This window comes from Microbacterium sp. MYb66 (genome assembly GCF_002979435.1).
Classification (GTDB): domain Bacteria; phylum Actinomycetota; class Actinomycetes; order Actinomycetales; family Microbacteriaceae; genus Microbacterium.
On the sequence record NZ_PCOV01000001.1, the window covers coordinates 394,476 to 408,771 of the forward strand.

Below are 14,296 nucleotides of genomic sequence, written 5' to 3' on the forward strand. Positions count from 1 at the left end.
AGTCGCTTCGGACCCCGGGCCCTCAGGGCTCGGGGTTCTCTGCGTCGTAGTCGTGGAACCTGCGGTTTCGTCGGGCGAGAACGGCCACGAGGGCGATCACGAGGATGCCTCCCAGGAGTGGCGGGAACCACAAGGTGGTCAGGGTCGCGAGGGTGCCGGCATAGAGCGCTCCGACCCGCGGCCCGCCGGCCACCACCACGACGAACAGACCTTGGAGGCGGCCCCGCATCGCATCGGGCACCGCCGCCTGCATCATGGTGTTGCGGTAGATCGAGCTGACGTTGTCCGACGCCCCTGAGAGCGCCAGGGCGAGGCAGGCGGCGACGATCAGGCCGATGTGCGGGACGGTCTCGCTGGCCGGCGACGAGAACGCTCCGATGAGCAGGACGAGACCGAACAGCAGGATCGACGCGCCGTACGCCTCCACCGCTCGAGCGATGCCGCGGCCGTGCCAGCGGTACTGCACGACGCGGCCGGAGAACATGCTCGATGTGAACGTCCCGACCGCCACTGCGGCGGTGAGGATGCCGGTGGTGAGCGCTCCGCCGCCCAGGAGTGCGGTGCCGAGAGCGGGGAAGAGCACGAGCGGCTGCCCGAAGGTCATCGCGATGATGTCGATGATGTACTGCATGCGGATGTTGCCGGCCCTGCGGAGGAAACGCCAGCCGTCGACGAGCGACTCCAGCCCCGGGCGGACGATCTCCCCTTCCGGCCGCAGCTTCGGCAGCGTCCACAGACCGAGGAACATGGAGAGCATCAGGACGACATCGATCGTGTACGTCCAGCCATAGCCGGTGAGGGCGACGAGAAGCCCCGCCAGTGCGGGGCCGGCCATCACGGTGAGGCCGAACGCGACGCCGTTGAGCGCGGAGGCGGCGGCGAGCTGCGTGCGCGGGATCAGTCGCGGGACGATCGCAGTGCGCGTGGCCATGCCCACGGAGTTGGCGGCCGAGTTGATGATGCTCAGCACGTAGAGCCACCAGATGGTCTCCGTGCCGGTCCAGGTGAGTGCCGCGAGCAGAGCGGTGGATGCGAACGTGATGGTCGCCGCGATCAGTGCCACTCGGCGTCGGTCGAACGCGTCCGCGAGCATGCCCCCGTAGAGGCCGGCGAGGATCATCGGGAGGAGGCCTGCCACCGCGATCATCGAGACCGCGAAGGTGCTCTGCGTCAGGGCGAACACGTGCAGCATCACGGTCACGATCGTGAGCTGGCCGCCGATGCCGGCGAGAGTCGAGCCGATCCACATGCGGGCGAAGGCCGGGCTGGTCTTCAGCGGAGTGAGGTCGATCAGATGACCGCGTCGGGCGCTCACTCGTCGGGCTTCTTCTGCACCGTTCGAGCCTAGTTGACCCGGGCGAAGCGGTCGCTCCGAAGGTGTCACTCGGGGCAGTCGCCGGCTGGTAGACTCTTCAGGTTGCCGTTCGATCGGCCGCGGATAAAGAGAGCCCACGTATCAGGCGTTGGGCGCCGCGCAACAAGCAGAGAGGGGATCGAATCTATGGCACTGGAAGCAGACGTCAAGAAGGCGATCATCGAAGAGTACGCGACGCACCCCGGTGACACCGGATCCCCCGAGGTGCAGGTCGCAATGCTGACGCAGCGCATCAAGGACCTCACCGAGCACCTCAAAGAGCACAAGCACGACCACCACTCGCGTCGTGGTCTGTTCCTGCTCGTCGGTCAGCGCCGTCGCCTGCTGGGTTACCTGCAGGACATCGACATCAACCGCTACCGGTCGCTCATCGAGCGTCTCGGCCTGCGTCGATAAAGCAAGGCGATCCTGCGTTCAATCGCGCAGAACATTCTTGAGAAGGCCGTCCCACGGTGTGGGGCGGCCTTCGTCGTGTCCCGGTGGCTCAGAGTCCCCACGGGGGTTGCTTCCTCTCTCGCTTTCCGATAGGAAAGTAGAGAGCTTTCCATATGGAAAGTCGAGGAGGTCAGACGTGGAGCAGAAGCCCATTCCCGGTCAGGACGCGCTCGTCCCGCCGGACGCCGACACGGCGCGACAGTATCTGGCTGCGGCGGACGCGGTGGTCGAGCGACGCGACCGCACGCTCGACCGGCGCGCGCTCGCGTGGCTCCAGATCACGAATGCGGTGGTCACCGCCGGTTACCTCGTCGCGTTCGCTCTCGTCCTCCGTCAGGGCGATGTCATCGCTTCGCAGGTGATCCTGTTCACCTTCCTGGTGTGGGGACAGCTGGCGAGCGGGATGGCGCAGCGCAACGGGATGCAGTGGCGCATGAGCCGGTCGCGCTGGCCGCTCCTGCTGGGTGGCGGCATCATCCTCGCCGGAGCTGTGATCCTGTTCGGTCTCGTATCGCTGGATACGCGACTCCCCGTCGGCATGGTCCTCCTCCCGGCAGCCCTGGTCCTTCTCGGCATCGGCGGATACGGGGTGGTGCAGCTCATCCGCGCATCCGGCGACCCGCACCGCCCGCGCCCTGCCCGGGTCCCACTGCGGGGCGCGCCCCGGTGGGGGACCGTTCTCGTCGGGGTCGTCGTCGCGGTGATGGCGATGCTCGGCGGCGCGCCGGACGATGTGGTGCGGAGCACGATCACGCTTCTGGTCATGCTGGTGCTGCTCGCGTGGATCGTCGCCTTCAACACCGAGGTGGGCCTCCCGGCGATCGGCGCATCGTGGCGTTGGCCGCAGATCGCGGCGTTCTTCATCGCGGCAGGCGTCCAGGTCGCACTCCTGCTCGGCGCAGGGGCACTCGACGACCGAGGACTCTCCGGAGTCGTCGGCGGCGTCGGGATGATCGCGCTCTTCGTCGTGGTCTCCTTCGTGCCCGGACGGGAGAGCCGTGGCTGAGCCTGCCGCCCGACCTCATCCGCGTACCCAGTTGGACGACAACTTCGCCTCGCCCATCAGGTTCTCGCTGATGGCGACCCTGGGTGACGGCATGGAGCTCGACTTCATGGCTCTTCGCGAGATCCTCCAGTGCGGCGACTCGCCGTTGAGCAAGGCGATCCGGCACCTTCAGGCTGCCGAATACGTGTCGGCGCGCAAGGGGACCGTCGGGGGTCGGTCGCGCACGTGGGTGCGCTCGACGGCGGCCGGTCGCGACGCTTTCGCCGCGCACCTCCAGGCTCTGCGCGAGATCGTCGCTCTCGGTGGCGAGCAGCGACTGTGAGAGCGTCGTCAGGCGGTGGCGCGCACGAGATCCGCGTGGTGGATGGCCGCGACGTCGGGATGGGCGCGCAGGCGTGATTTGAGCGCGTTCTCCCCGTAGAGGGCGTGGATCGGGTTGCGCGGATCCTCGGTGACGCCGTTCGCCTCGGCGGCGAGTTCGGCGGGCAGCTCGATCAGCGGGAGCCGCTTGTCGAGGGCGGGGTTGAAGAAGAACGGGATGGAGATGCGGTCGTCCGGCGCCTTCGGGGACACGACGCGGTGGTTGGTCGCCTTGAGGTAGCCGCCCGTCGCATACTCCAGCAGTTCGCCGATGTTCACGACGAACGCGCCGGGCACCGGGGGAGCGTCGACCCAGGCGCCGTCGCGTTCGACCTGCAGACCGCCCTTGCCGGGCTCGACCCACAGCAGGGTCAGGACGCCGGAGTCCTTGTGCGCGCCGACGCCCTGTTGCGGCTCCGGCTCGTGGGTTCCGGGGTAGCGCACGATCTTGATGAGGGTCGACGGCTCCCCGAAGTGCTCGTCGAAGTAGGTCTCGTCGGCACCGAGCGTCTGCGCCCATTCCCGCAGGAGCCTGCGCGCGACGCCGGACAGGGTCTCGTGCCACTCGGCGACGACGTCCTGCAGCTCCGGCTGCGCCGCGGGCCACAGGTTGGGTCCGATGAGTCGGTTGAAGGCGGGGCCCCCGCCGACCGGTTCGCGTTCGGGGCCGATGTCGATCTGCTCGCGCCAGTCGACCTCGCCCTGGGTCCGCTCGCCACCGATCCGCGTGTAGCCGCGGAAGTGCGGGCTGTTCACGTTCTCGATCGCGAGCTTGTCGGCCTCGGGGAGCGCGAAGAAGTCCAGCGCGGCGCGGTGGAGGCGCGCTTCGAGTTCCGGGGAGATCCCCGTACCGGTGAGATAGAAGAAGCCGACGTCGTGCGTCGCCGCCCGGAGATCCTCGCGGAATCGTGCCGCGGCCTCCGGGCCTTCATCGAGCTGGGACAGGTCGAGGATGGGGAGCGAGAGTTCAGCCATGGACCGAGGGTATGTCGGCTTCCCCGGAGTGAGCGCCACTGTTGCGCCGCGTTACCGCGACCGCGACGCGATCGCCGCAGTGTGATGTTCCGGCATGCCCCGAACCCGGTGCTAGAGTCTCGTTGGTAAGGGCTGCCTTACCTCAGTCAACGCTAGAGAGTCTGTCTCCGTGCTCGCAACTTTTCTCATCGGCCTTCGTGAGGGTCTCGAAGCCGCCCTCGTCGTCGGCATCCTCGTCGCCTACCTCCGCCGCCTCGGGCGCAAGGATGCGCTTCCGAAGCTCTGGGCGGGTGTGGGGCTGGCGATCGCTCTCGCCGTCGCGATCGGAGCGGTGCTCACCTTCGGTGCGTACGAGCTCACCTTCACCGCGCAGGAGCTGATCGGCGGCACCCTCTCGCTGCTCGCAGTCGCCATGGTGACCTGGATGATCTTCTGGATGCAGCGCGCGGGACGCACGATGAAGGCGTCCCTCGAAGGGGGCATCGACCGCGCACTCACCGTCGGCGGTCTGTGGGCTCTCATCGCGATCGGCTTCGTCTCGGTGGCACGCGAGGGCATCGAGACGACTCTGCTGCTGTGGTCGATGGTGCAAGCCTTCGGTGACGCGCCCGCCGCGCTCCTGGGGGCGTTGCTCGGTCTCGCGGCCGCGGTGGTCATCGGGTGGCTGATCTCGCGTGGAGCGGTGAAGCTCGACCTGCGGCGCTTCTTCGCCTGGACCGGCGGCTTCCTCGTGATCGTCGCGGCCGGCGTCCTCGCCTACGCGTTCATGGACCTGCAGGAAGCCGGTGCGCTCCCCGGTCCGTTCACCGGAGCCGCTCCGATAGACGCCACGACCGGTGATGTCGCCATCGGCTGGGCGGCCTTCCCCTTCGGCTGGGCGTTCGACGCCTCGGCTGTGATCGCTCCGGGCGGCACCCTGGCTGCGATTCTGCAGGCGACGGTCGGCTTCATGCCGAGGATGACCTGGCTGCAGGTCGCGGCCTGGGCGATCTACGTCCTCGTCGTCGGATCGCTGTACATCCGTGGACTCCGCTCCCGACGTCCCTCGAGACCCCGCGTCGAGAACGACGCGCAGTCTGACTCTTCCTCTCTCTCACAACAAGGAGCAGCATGACCACCTCTCACCGTGTCCTGGGGGCATTGGCCGCCACCGGAGCCGCAGCCCTCGTCCTCAGCGGCTGCGTCGCCAAGAGCGACATCGCCGCCGATGCGGCGTTCGACGTCTCATCCACCGACAGCGACTGCGTGGTGTCGGCATCCACCGCGAAGAGCGGTACGCTGACCTTCGCCGTCAAGAACGACACCGAGCAGGTCTCGGAGTTCTACCTCCTCGCCGAGGACGGGCTGCGGATCGTCGGCGAAGTCGAGAACATCGCGCCGGCGGCGTCCCGCACCCTCACGGTCGTGGCGCAGCCGGGCGACTACTTCACGCTGTGCAAGCCCGGCATGATCGGTGAGGGGGTGGGCAGGTCCGCGTTCACCGTCACGGGCGAACGTGTCGCCGTCGACGGACCCGATGCCGAGCAGAAGCAGCAGGCCGTCGATCTCTACGCCGCTTTCGTCAAGGATCAGGTCGGTCAGCTGGTCCCGGCGGTGGAGGAGTTCGTCGCCGCGTACGAGTCCGGCGATGACGAGACCGCGCGGGCACTCTTCCCGCAGACCCGCGCGTTCTACGAGCGCATCGAGCCGGTGGCCGAGGCGCTGGGCGACCTCGACCCGCGCATCGACTACCGTGAGGTCGACGCCGTTGCGGAGGAGCTCGATTGGACGGGGTTCCACCGCACGGAGAAGGACCTGTGGGTGCCGGCGCAGGACGCGCTGAACGCCGACGGAGAGACCCCGGCCTGGCAGGACTGGGCCCCGTCGACGCCGGAGGAGCGCGCCGACTACGGCGACCTGTTGCTCGCCGACGTGCAGGAGCTGTATGACTACGTCCACTCGGACGACTTCACCACGGCACTCGACGACCAGGGCATCGGCGGCATCTCCAACGGCGCCATCGCGCTGCTGGACGAGGTCGCGACCGGCAAGATCTCCGGTGAGGAGGACTGGTGGTCGGGAACCGACCTCTACGACTTCGCCGCCAACGTCGAGGGCTCGAAGATGGCGTTCTCGCTCGTGCAGGACTTCGCCGTCGCGCAGGGCGACGACGGCAAGGCGCTCGTCGATGAGATCGAGGCGGGTTACGCCGCACTCGACGAGTCGCTCGCCGCGCACGGCTCGCTGACCGACGGGTTCGTCGGCTACGCCGAGCTGACGGAAGACGACAAGCGCGAGTTCACGGACCTGATCAACGCGCTGGCCGAGCCGCTCTCGCAGCTCACCAGCACGGTGCTCGACTGATCGGCTCCGGCCGGAACTGACGGGATACCATCACGGACGTGAACGAACCAGCAGCGGATGCCTCCATCGACGAGGCTTCGGCGAGCGAGGCATCCGCTCCTGCCGGGCTGAGCAGGCGCGGACTCCTCGGTCTGGCCATCGGCGGCGGAGTCGCCGGGCTCGCCGTCGGGGCCGGGGCCGGGCTCACCGGAGGAGTGGCGCTCGGCCGGGCACGCGCCGCAGAGGACGCGCATTCCGCATACGAGTTCTTCGGCGAGCATCAGGCCGGGATCACCACTCCCGTGCAGGACCACCTGCACTTCGCGAGTTTCGACATGATGCCGCGCACCGACCGTGACGACCTGATCTCGTTGCTGCAGGATTGGTCCTACGCGAGCTCGCGTATGGTCCAGGGGCTCGAGGTCAGCGCCACCGGTGCCGTCGGCGGACCCGCCGAAGCGCCGCCGGACGACACCGGGGAGGCCCTGGGCCTTCCGGCGGCGGGGCTCACGATCACGTTCGGCTTCGGTCCGGGACTCTTCGAGAACGAGGATGGTGATCGCTACGGCATCGCCGTGCAGCGTCCCGCAGGGCTGGAGCGGTTGCCCGCTTTCCTCGGCGACGATCTCGATCCGCAGGACTCCCACGGCGATCTCTGCATCCAGGCGTGCGCCGATGACCCGCAGGTGGCGGTGCATGCGATCCGCAATCTCAGCCGCATCGCCTTCGGTCGCGCGCGACTGCGCTGGTCGCAGCTCGGCTTCGGAAAGACCTCACGCACCACGGCGGCACAGGCGACGCCGCGGAATCTGTTCGGATTCAAGGACGGCACCGCGAACATCCTCGCCGATGACGCGAGTGCACTCGCCGACCATGTCTGGGTGGGCGAGGAGGATGAGCCTGCGTGGCTCGCGGGCGGCTCCTATCTCGTCGCCAGGAAGATCGCGATGCTGATCGAGACGTGGGACCGGGTGCGCCTCGCCGAGCAGGACTCGATCATCGGTCGAGACAAGGGGGAGGGGGCGCCGCTCTCGGGCGGAGACGAGTTCACGGCCCCCGACTTCCATGGCACCGCCATCGACGCGAACAGCCATGTGAGCCTCGCGCATCCCGAGCAGAACGACGGTATCCGCATCCTTCGTCGTGGATACAACTACGTCGACGGCAACAATGATCTCGGAAGGCTCGATGCCGGGCTCTTCTTCCTCTCGTACCAGAGGGACCCGGCGCAGTTCGTGTCGCTGCAGCGACGGCTCTCGACCGACCTGATGAACGAGTACATCCGGCACGTCGGGTCCGGCATCTGGGCTGTGCCCGCCGGGGCGAAGCCGGGTTCGTACGTGGGTGCCGCGCTGTTCGACGGAGTGTGAACGGCGCCCGGAGGGAGTCAGGACGCGGTCGGGGTGACCGCGAGCGTCTCCACGACGAACGCGGCGATCGTGTCGGCGCCGAAATGATCCTCGGCTGTGATCGTGACCACGGCATCTCCGAGGAAGATCATCAGCTGACCATGGGCGCCGTGGAGTCGCCAGGCGGCGCCGGGTCCGTTCCAGCCCGCGAGGGCGTAGCGGTCGTACGCGGGACTCTCTCCAGCGACCACCCAGTCGGCGTGCATTGCGTCGATCCACTCTGCGGCGATCAATGAATGCCCCTGCCACTCGCCTCTGTTCCTGATCAGCAGACCGATCCGTGCCAGCTCCTCGGTGCGCAGGGGGAGCCCACCGCCGGCGACGATGCGTCCGTTCGGACTGCGCTCCCACTCGACGGCCTCGATGCCGAGCGGTTCGAACAGGCGCGCGGCCAGGAAGTCAGCCACGTCGCCTACTCGTGCGGCCAGCGCCGTCATCGCGGTGTAGGTGCTGGCATTCGAGTACTGGAACACGCGTCCTCGGGAGGGGCGACGCAGGAACTCCCTCGCCAGGTCGGGCCAGTCGCTCATCATCGTCTCCGACCAGGGCAGATCGATTCCGCTCGTCATCGTCAGGAGGCGGCGCAAGGTGACCGCGTCGGATCCGGCGCCGAACTCGAAGCCGGGAAGATAGGTCGCCACCGGCTCGTCGAGGGAGACCGCGCCCTCATCCGCGGCGATCCCCGCGGCCAGTACGCAGACGCCCTTCGCGACGGACTGGACATCCTCTCGGAAGTCCGCGGTCCAGCGGTGCTCGGCGACGTCCTCGCCGACGCGGACGTGCAGTCCGTGGGCGGAGAAGCCGGTCGCGTCGACTCGATCGACGATGCGGTCGCGTGCTCTCTGCGCTCGATTCACGATCACGACGTTATCTGCTCCGCTCAGCGCGGACGTCTCGATCCCGTCGGGTCGTTCCGGCGGCCTTCCCGGGAGGCGAGTCCGGGGTCGGCGAAGAGCCATCCGGGGCGCGGCTCGACAAGAGGCCGGAACACCCATCGGACCGGTTTCGTGGCGAGCGCGAGGGCGATCACCACCGAGAGCATGGTCACGAGGGGGAGCCAGATCCAGGTCGGCTCCAGGTCGCGCAGGATTCCGCTCTCGCGGAAGGGATACAGCACGAACGAGTGCAGCAGGAACACGTACATCGTGTATTGGCCGAAGGTCGTCCACCAGTGGGCGCCTCGCGGGATGAGCGCGAAGAAAGCGGCGCTGAGCACCACCGCGAGCACCATCAGCACGATGCGGATTCCGCCGGCCCACCACTGCTCGCCGCCGAGGTCGGCGTAGGAGTCCTCGTAGAAGAGCCAGTGCCGCAGGTCGGCCGCCTGCCAGACGGGCAGCCAGTTCCACGCGGCCCACCCGGTGGCCGCGAGGACCGCGACGGCGCCCGCACGCAGCCACCACGGGCGGAACTCGAGCAGCCGGAGACGGTCGACGATGTCGTTCTCGCGCAGCCACCAGCCGAGGGTGAAGAACGGCAGCAGACCCAGCGTGCGTGAGAGCGAGAACGTGCTGTCGACGTTCGGAAGGTATCCCACGCCGACCGAGATGACGACGGTCCACAGCAGTGGCCAGCGCAGCAGCGCGAGGTAGGGGAGCACGAGCCGGAAGATGCCGAGCGCGAGGAGGAACCAGAGCGTCCAGCTGGGCTTGGTGATGTTCGGCGTCGCCTGGCCTTCGACAAGCCACTTGGTGAGGGTCCACAGCAGCTCGAAGATCACATACGGCACGATGATGTCGGTGATCACCCGGGCCATCTGCGTCTTCGTGGGGGAACCGGACTTGGAGAAGTAGCCGGAGATGATCGCGAAGGCCGGCATGTGGAACGCGTACAGCGCCAGATAGAAGGCGAACGCGATGTCGGAGTCGTAGATGAGCCGCTGGATCGCGTGACCGAGCACGACGAGGACGATGCACACGTATCGGGCGTTGTCCCAGAACGGCACGCGCCGTCGCTTCCGTGGAACCGATCCTGTGGTGGGCCCTGAGATGTCCGCCCCGGTACTGCTCATCGTTCGAGGCTACAGGCCGGGAATAAAGTTGCTGTGAGCGCGTTGACACATATACATTCAAGTGAATAGAAACGGATGCGAGTCATCCGGTTCGGAGAACACGGAGCAATCATGAGCGAGCAGTCAGGCGCGCAGGCGATGCAGTTCGGCATCATGTCGGTCAGCGACATCACCCGCGATCCCACCACGGGCATCACCCCGAGCGAGCAGGAGCGCATCAAGGCGACGACGGCCATCGCCGTGCACGCCGAAGAGGTCGGACTCGACGTCTTCGCGATCGGCGAGCACCACAATCCGCCTTTCTGGTCCTCGAGTCCCACGACCTTCCTGGCGGCACTCGCTGCGCAGACCGAGCGTCTCATCGTCTCCACGTCGACGACACTCATCACCACGAACGATCCTGTGCGCATCGCCGAGGAGTACGCGATGCTCCAGCACGTCTCGGACGGACGCATGGACCTCATGCTGGGTCGCGGCAACACCGGACCGGTGTACCCGTGGTTCGGCCAGGACATCCGCCAGGGTCTGCCGCTCGCGATCGAGAACTACGCGCTGCTGCACAAACTGTGGCGTGAGGACGTCGTCGACTGGGAGGGCAAGTTCCGCACCCCGCTGCAGGGGTTCACCTCGACTCCGCGCCCGCTCGACGGCGTCGCACCGTTCGTGTGGCACGGCTCCATCCGCACCCCGGAGATCGCCGAGCAGGCCGCCTACTACGGCGACGGCTTCTTCGCGAACAACATCTTCTGGCCCAAGGAGCACTACCAGCGGCTCATCGAGCTCTACCGCCAGCGGTATGCGCACTACGGTCACGGCACGCCTGAGCAGGCGATCGTCGGACTCGGCGGTCAGGTGTTCATGGCCGCCAAGTCGCAGGACGCGGTGAACCAGTTCCGCCCGTACTTCGACAACGCCCCGGTGTACGGGCACGGTCCGAGCATGGAGGACTTCACCGAGATGACCCCGCTCACGGTGGGTTCGCCGCAGCAGGTCATCGATCGCTATGCCGCCATGCGCGAGCACTACGGCGACTACCAGCGTCAGCTCTTCCTGATCGACCACGCGGGCCTCCCGCTGAAGACGGTCCTGGAGCAGCTCGACATCCTCGGCTCCGAGGTCGTACCGGTCCTGCGCAAGGAGCTCGCGAAGGATCGCCCGGCGTCCGTCCCCGATGCGCCGACCCACGCCGCACGCGTCAAAGCCGAGTTCGGCGACGGTCCGACTCGCCAGGCGCGCCCCGGTGCGAACCGCGGTGACAACCTCACGGGCGACTCGCCTTACCAGGACAGCCCCGCGCCGGCAGGCGCAGCCTTCGGGCTCGGCCGGAAGGAAGCCTGAGATGGTCACTCGTCGAATCGCCGTCGTCGCGGCGGGTCTGTCGAACCCCTCCTCCACGCGGATGCTCGCGGATCGCCTCGCAGCGGAGACGGTGAAGGCCCTCGCCGCGCACGATATCGACGCGAGCGTCGACGTGATCGAGTTGCGCGATTATGCGCACGACATCACGAACAACATGCTCACGGGGTTCGCGCCTCCGGCGCTGGAGACGGCGATCAACACGGTGGTGTCCGCCGATGCTCTCATCGCCGTGACGCCGATCTTCTCCACCAGCTACTCCGGGCTGTTCAAGTCGTTCATCGATGTGCTCGACCCGGACGCGCTCACCGGGAAGCCGGTGCTGATCGGAGCGAATGCCGGGACTGCCCGGCACTCTCTCGCGATCGACTACGCGATCCGTCCGCTCTTCGCATATCTTCACGCCGATGCCGTGTCGACCGGCGTGTTCGCGGCCTCGAGCGACTGGGGCGGATCCGGCGACGATGTCGCCCCGCTCGCCAAGCGCGTGGAGAAGGGCGCGAAGGAGCTCGCAGACGTGATCGCGCGGCGCGAGGCGACTGCGGTCGTCGATCCGTACGACCCGGCCACGTACCTGGGGGAGGGGCGTTCGTTCGGCCACATGCTGGGTGGTCTCGCGGGCGAATGATTCGCGCGTGACGCCATCGACGATGTCCGAAGATCATCGTACGGTGGCGTCATGCCCACTCACCGCGCGCTCGTCGCTCTCCAGGACCGGTTCGCCGGCACTCTTCTCCTTCCGGAAGATGCCGCGTACGACGCGGCCCGTCACCCGTGGAATCTCGCGATTTCGCAGCACCCCGTCGCCGTGGCCGCACCTGCCGACGTCGACGACCTCCGCGCGCTGATCGGCGTGGCGCGGGAATCAGGCCTCCGCCTCGCGATCCAACCCAGCGGGCACGGGGCCTCCGATTCCCTGAACGGTGCCGTGCTGGTGCGGATGAGCGCGTTTGACGACCTCGAGGTCGATCTCGACCGCGGGGTCGTCACCGTCGGCGCCGGTGTGCGCTGGGGTGCCGTCGTCGACGCGCTCGAGGGCACCGGATGGGTGGCGCCTGCGGGTACGAGCCCGGTCGTCAGCGTCGCCGGCTACACGTTGGGTGGCGGTCACTCCTGGTTCAGCCGCACCGCCGGTCTCGGCTCGGACAACCTGCGGGCTGCCTGGGTCCTGCGTACGGACGGCACGCACGGACGCGCGGACGACAGCTCCGATCCCGACCTGCTGTGGGCGCTGCGAGGTGCCGGCGGCATCGTGGGGATCGTCACCGCACTCGAGATCGATTTGGTCCGTGCTCCGGACGTCTGGGGCGCGAACCTCACGTTCGATGTCGCCGACGCGTCTGCCGTCGTCCGGGCGGTCCGCGATCTCGCGGTTTCCGCCCCCTCGTCGCTGAACGTGTTCCTCAATTCGATGCGGATGCCGGATGCACCGCAGCTCCCCGAGGAGATCAGGGGGCGGAGCTTCCTCACCGTGCAGGCGCTGTCGACGAACGGGCCGCAGGAGGAGCTGATCGATGCCGTGCGTCGGGCGGGGCACTTGCGCCGCGAGACCACCGGGCCGACGTCGCCTGCGGCACTCGCCGCCGCTTCCAATGAGCCGACGGACCCGACTCCCGGCCGCGGAGCATCGATGGCGCTGGACGTCCTCGACGACGCGACCATCGACGCTCTCCTCGAGTTCCGAGAGCTGCCGGAGCAGTGGCCGATCATGGGCATCGACATCCGGATGCTTGGTGGCGCCCTCGGCACACCGCGACGGGCCGGCTTCGCCTCGCTTCCGTCCGCGGGATGGCTGCTGCATGCTCTCGTGCCGGTGTTTCCGGGGATGCCGACCGAACCGGGAGACGCGAGCCTCGTGGCGTTCCGGGAGCTGCTGGCGCCGAACGAGGCGCCGCAGACCGTCGCGACCTTCCTCGAGCCGGGGCAGACGCTCGAACGCTGCGGCTCCGCCGACGACATCGCGCGGCTTCGGGATCTGCGGAGCCGGTTCGATCCGGACGCTCTCCTGCACGACGGCCGCCTCCCGCGCTGAGGCGCGGGTCTCCGGTGCAGTCGATCCCGAAGAGGCGCAGACGGCGCAGACGGCGCGGCGACGAGGTGAGCGAGAGAGGGATGCGGGAGTCCGTCTGATCGGGCTCCCGCATCCGCGCGGTCAACCGCTCTTGCGTCGGAACTCGCGCCGCGTCTGCGGAGCGTTCGCACTGTGCACGGCGGAGTCGCCGTCGAGGTGTGCCTCGCCCTGCCGGTGGTGCGCGTTCTTCTTCTCGAGCGCTTCCTTGAACTTGCGCTTCATCTCCTCAGAGGAGGTGGCGCCTTCTTCGGTGCTCATGCCCCGAGCCTAGAGCACGGTGTGCCGTGGGTCACCCTCCGGTGCGCCGGAAACACAGGTCGATCAGCGCCCCGAAGCCTATGGCGAGCGCGATCGAGACCGGCACGGCGACGAGCGGCCCGCCGGGAATGACAGCGGCGACGACCGCGCCCACGGCCGCCTGGTACAGCGCCCAGCCGGTCGCCGCGACGCAGACGAGGGCGAGGTAGCGCGGCGGATGGATTCGCGACGCCCCAGCCACCAGGTTGATCGCGAGCCGCGCGAACGGCACGAACCGGGCGGTGAACAGCACGGCGGCCGTCCCTCCGTCCAGCCGGCGACCTGCCCAGCGCAGGGCCTGCTGCACGCGCGGCGTCCTCATCCAGCGCCAGCGCTCGGTGCCGACCAGCCGGCCGATGAGGTAGCAGCAGCCGTCGCCGAGGGCGGCCGCGACAGCGGCGCATACGATGACCGCCCACAGCGGCGGGGTGCCGGTCGTCGCGGCGAGCGCCCCCAGAGCGGTCACCGCGATCTCTCCCGGAATCACGACGAAGAACGCGTCGCCGATCACGAGCAGGCTCATCAGGGCCAGACTCCACGGGTCGGCGAGCGATTCGGCGAGGAGGTCGGTCGACACGTCGTCCACTGTGCCCGCGCTCGGTGAACGGCAACCAAAGACCGGATAGCCGGTGACCCGCTGTCCAGCATCCGGTGAACATCTGGTGCCCAGAGGCGTTTG

Annotated in this window: 15 protein-coding genes; 9 read left to right on the forward strand and 6 right to left on the reverse strand. The window is 68.2% G+C overall.

Annotation, left to right across the window (positions count from 1 at the left end; translation table 11 throughout):
* Window positions 1–22: 22 nt before the first annotated feature.
* A complete protein-coding gene (locus tag CQ045_RS01835; RefSeq protein ID WP_105720983.1) occupies window positions 23–1,315 on the reverse strand; it encodes an MFS transporter in 1,293 nt (430 codons plus the stop codon).
* A gap of 186 nt (window positions 1,316–1,501) precedes the next feature.
* Between CQ045_RS01835 and rpsO the strand changes: the two genes are divergently transcribed.
* The 3 genes from rpsO to CQ045_RS01850 all read left to right on the forward strand — a co-directional run bounded on the left by rpsO (window position 1,502) and on the right by CQ045_RS01850 (window position 3,138).
* Window positions 1,502–1,771, forward strand: a complete 270-nt coding sequence (gene rpsO / locus CQ045_RS01840) for a 30S ribosomal protein S15 (protein ID WP_005048780.1) — start codon at window positions 1,502–1,504, stop codon at window positions 1,769–1,771.
* 175 nt (window positions 1,772–1,946) lie between these two features.
* Window positions 1,947–2,816, forward strand: a complete 870-nt coding sequence (locus CQ045_RS01845) for a hypothetical protein (RefSeq protein WP_105720984.1) — start codon at window positions 1,947–1,949, stop codon at window positions 2,814–2,816.
* On the forward strand, window positions 2,809–3,138 hold the full coding sequence (locus tag CQ045_RS01850) for a transcriptional regulator (protein ID WP_105720985.1): 330 nt from the start codon (window positions 2,809–2,811) through the stop codon (window positions 3,136–3,138). The genes CQ045_RS01845 and CQ045_RS01850 overlap by 8 nt, the downstream gene beginning before the upstream one ends.
* An 8-nt stretch (window positions 3,139–3,146) precedes the next feature.
* Here the strand turns inward: CQ045_RS01850 and CQ045_RS01855 are convergent, their stop codons facing one another.
* A complete protein-coding gene (locus tag CQ045_RS01855; RefSeq protein ID WP_105720986.1) occupies window positions 3,147–4,151 on the reverse strand; it encodes an isopenicillin N synthase family oxygenase in 1,005 nt (334 codons plus the stop codon).
* 169 nt (window positions 4,152–4,320) lie between these two features.
* Between CQ045_RS01855 and efeU the strand changes: the two genes are divergently transcribed.
* Genes efeU through efeB form a run of 3 tightly spaced genes read left to right on the forward strand, consistent with a single transcriptional unit; the run spans window position 4,321 to window position 7,843 of the window.
* Window positions 4,321–5,265, forward strand: a complete 945-nt coding sequence (gene efeU, locus CQ045_RS01860; RefSeq protein WP_105720987.1) for an iron uptake transporter permease EfeU — start codon at window positions 4,321–4,323, stop codon at window positions 5,263–5,265.
* Window positions 5,262–6,494: an iron uptake system protein EfeO gene (gene efeO / locus CQ045_RS01865; RefSeq protein ID WP_105720988.1), complete on the forward strand. Its 1,233-nt coding sequence runs from the start codon at window positions 5,262–5,264 to the stop codon at window positions 6,492–6,494. The genes efeU and efeO overlap by 4 nt, the downstream gene beginning before the upstream one ends.
* Before the next feature lie 38 nt (window positions 6,495–6,532).
* Window positions 6,533–7,843: an iron uptake transporter deferrochelatase/peroxidase subunit gene (efeB, locus tag CQ045_RS01870; protein WP_258130908.1), complete on the forward strand. Its 1,311-nt coding sequence runs from the start codon at window positions 6,533–6,535 to the stop codon at window positions 7,841–7,843.
* A gap of 17 nt (window positions 7,844–7,860) precedes the next feature.
* On the opposite strand, the gene CQ045_RS01875 is transcribed toward efeB, so the two are convergent.
* A complete protein-coding gene (locus tag CQ045_RS01875) occupies window positions 7,861–8,739 on the reverse strand; it encodes a serine hydrolase (protein ID WP_105721343.1) in 879 nt (292 codons plus the stop codon).
* 23 nt (window positions 8,740–8,762) lie between these two features.
* On the reverse strand, window positions 8,763–9,893 hold the full coding sequence (locus CQ045_RS01880) for an acyltransferase family protein (RefSeq protein ID WP_105720989.1): 1,131 nt from the start codon (window positions 9,891–9,893) through the stop codon (window positions 8,763–8,765).
* A gap of 111 nt (window positions 9,894–10,004) precedes the next feature.
* Here CQ045_RS01880 and CQ045_RS01885 point away from each other — a divergent pair, with 111 nt between their 5' ends.
* The 3 genes from CQ045_RS01885 to CQ045_RS01895 are packed head-to-tail and all read left to right on the forward strand — an operon-like array spanning window position 10,005 to window position 13,281.
* Entirely contained in the window at window positions 10,005–11,231 is a 1,227-nt protein-coding gene (locus tag CQ045_RS01885) for an LLM class flavin-dependent oxidoreductase (protein ID WP_105720990.1), read from the forward strand.
* 1 nt (window position 11,232) lies between these two features.
* The gene (locus CQ045_RS01890; RefSeq protein WP_105720991.1) at window positions 11,233–11,877 is read left to right on the forward strand and encodes an FMN reductase; all 645 of its coding nucleotides are present in this window, start codon (window positions 11,233–11,235) and stop codon (window positions 11,875–11,877) included.
* A 51-nt stretch (window positions 11,878–11,928) separates the two neighbouring features.
* Window positions 11,929–13,281 (forward strand): FAD-binding oxidoreductase, encoded by a 1,353-nt coding sequence (locus CQ045_RS01895; protein ID WP_105720992.1) that lies wholly within the window; start codon window positions 11,929–11,931, stop codon window positions 13,279–13,281.
* Between the two features lie 120 nt (window positions 13,282–13,401).
* Here CQ045_RS01895 and CQ045_RS18725 read toward each other — a convergent pair whose 3' ends face one another.
* Both CQ045_RS18725 and CQ045_RS01900 read right to left on the reverse strand, forming a co-directional pair.
* Window positions 13,402–13,578, reverse strand: coding sequence for a DUF5302 domain-containing protein (locus CQ045_RS18725; RefSeq protein WP_181156407.1), 177 nt, complete (start codon window positions 13,576–13,578; stop codon window positions 13,402–13,404).
* A gap of 31 nt (window positions 13,579–13,609) precedes the next feature.
* On the reverse strand, window positions 13,610–14,194 hold the full coding sequence (locus CQ045_RS01900) for a DedA family protein (RefSeq protein WP_258130911.1): 585 nt from the start codon (window positions 14,192–14,194) through the stop codon (window positions 13,610–13,612).
* Between the last annotated feature and the right edge of the window lie 102 nt (window positions 14,195–14,296).

Bases quoted from the DNA above. Each gene is read 5' to 3' on its own strand.
- efeO (WP_105720988.1), top strand. From the start codon at position 5,262: ATGACCACCTCTCACCGTGTCCTGGGGGCATTGGCCGCCACCGGAGCC.
- CQ045_RS01885 (WP_105720990.1), top strand. From the start codon at position 10,005: ATGAGCGAGCAGTCAGGCGCGCAGGCGATGCAGTTCGGCATCATGTCG.
- CQ045_RS01890 (WP_105720991.1), top strand. From the start codon at position 11,233: ATGGTCACTCGTCGAATCGCCGTCGTCGCGGCGGGTCTGTCGAACCCC.
- CQ045_RS01895 (WP_105720992.1), top strand. From the start codon at position 11,929: ATGCCCACTCACCGCGCGCTCGTCGCTCTCCAGGACCGGTTCGCCGGC.
- rpsO (WP_005048780.1), top strand. From the start codon at position 1,502: ATGGCACTGGAAGCAGACGTCAAGAAGGCGATCATCGAAGAGTACGCG.
- CQ045_RS18725 (WP_181156407.1), bottom strand. From the start codon at position 13,578: ATGAGCACCGAAGAAGGCGCCACCTCCTCTGAGGAGATGAAGCGCAAG.
- CQ045_RS01880 (WP_105720989.1), bottom strand. From the start codon at position 9,893: ATGAGCAGTACCGGGGCGGACATCTCAGGGCCCACCACAGGATCGGTT.
- CQ045_RS01855 (WP_105720986.1), bottom strand. From the start codon at position 4,151: ATGGCTGAACTCTCGCTCCCCATCCTCGACCTGTCCCAGCTCGATGAA.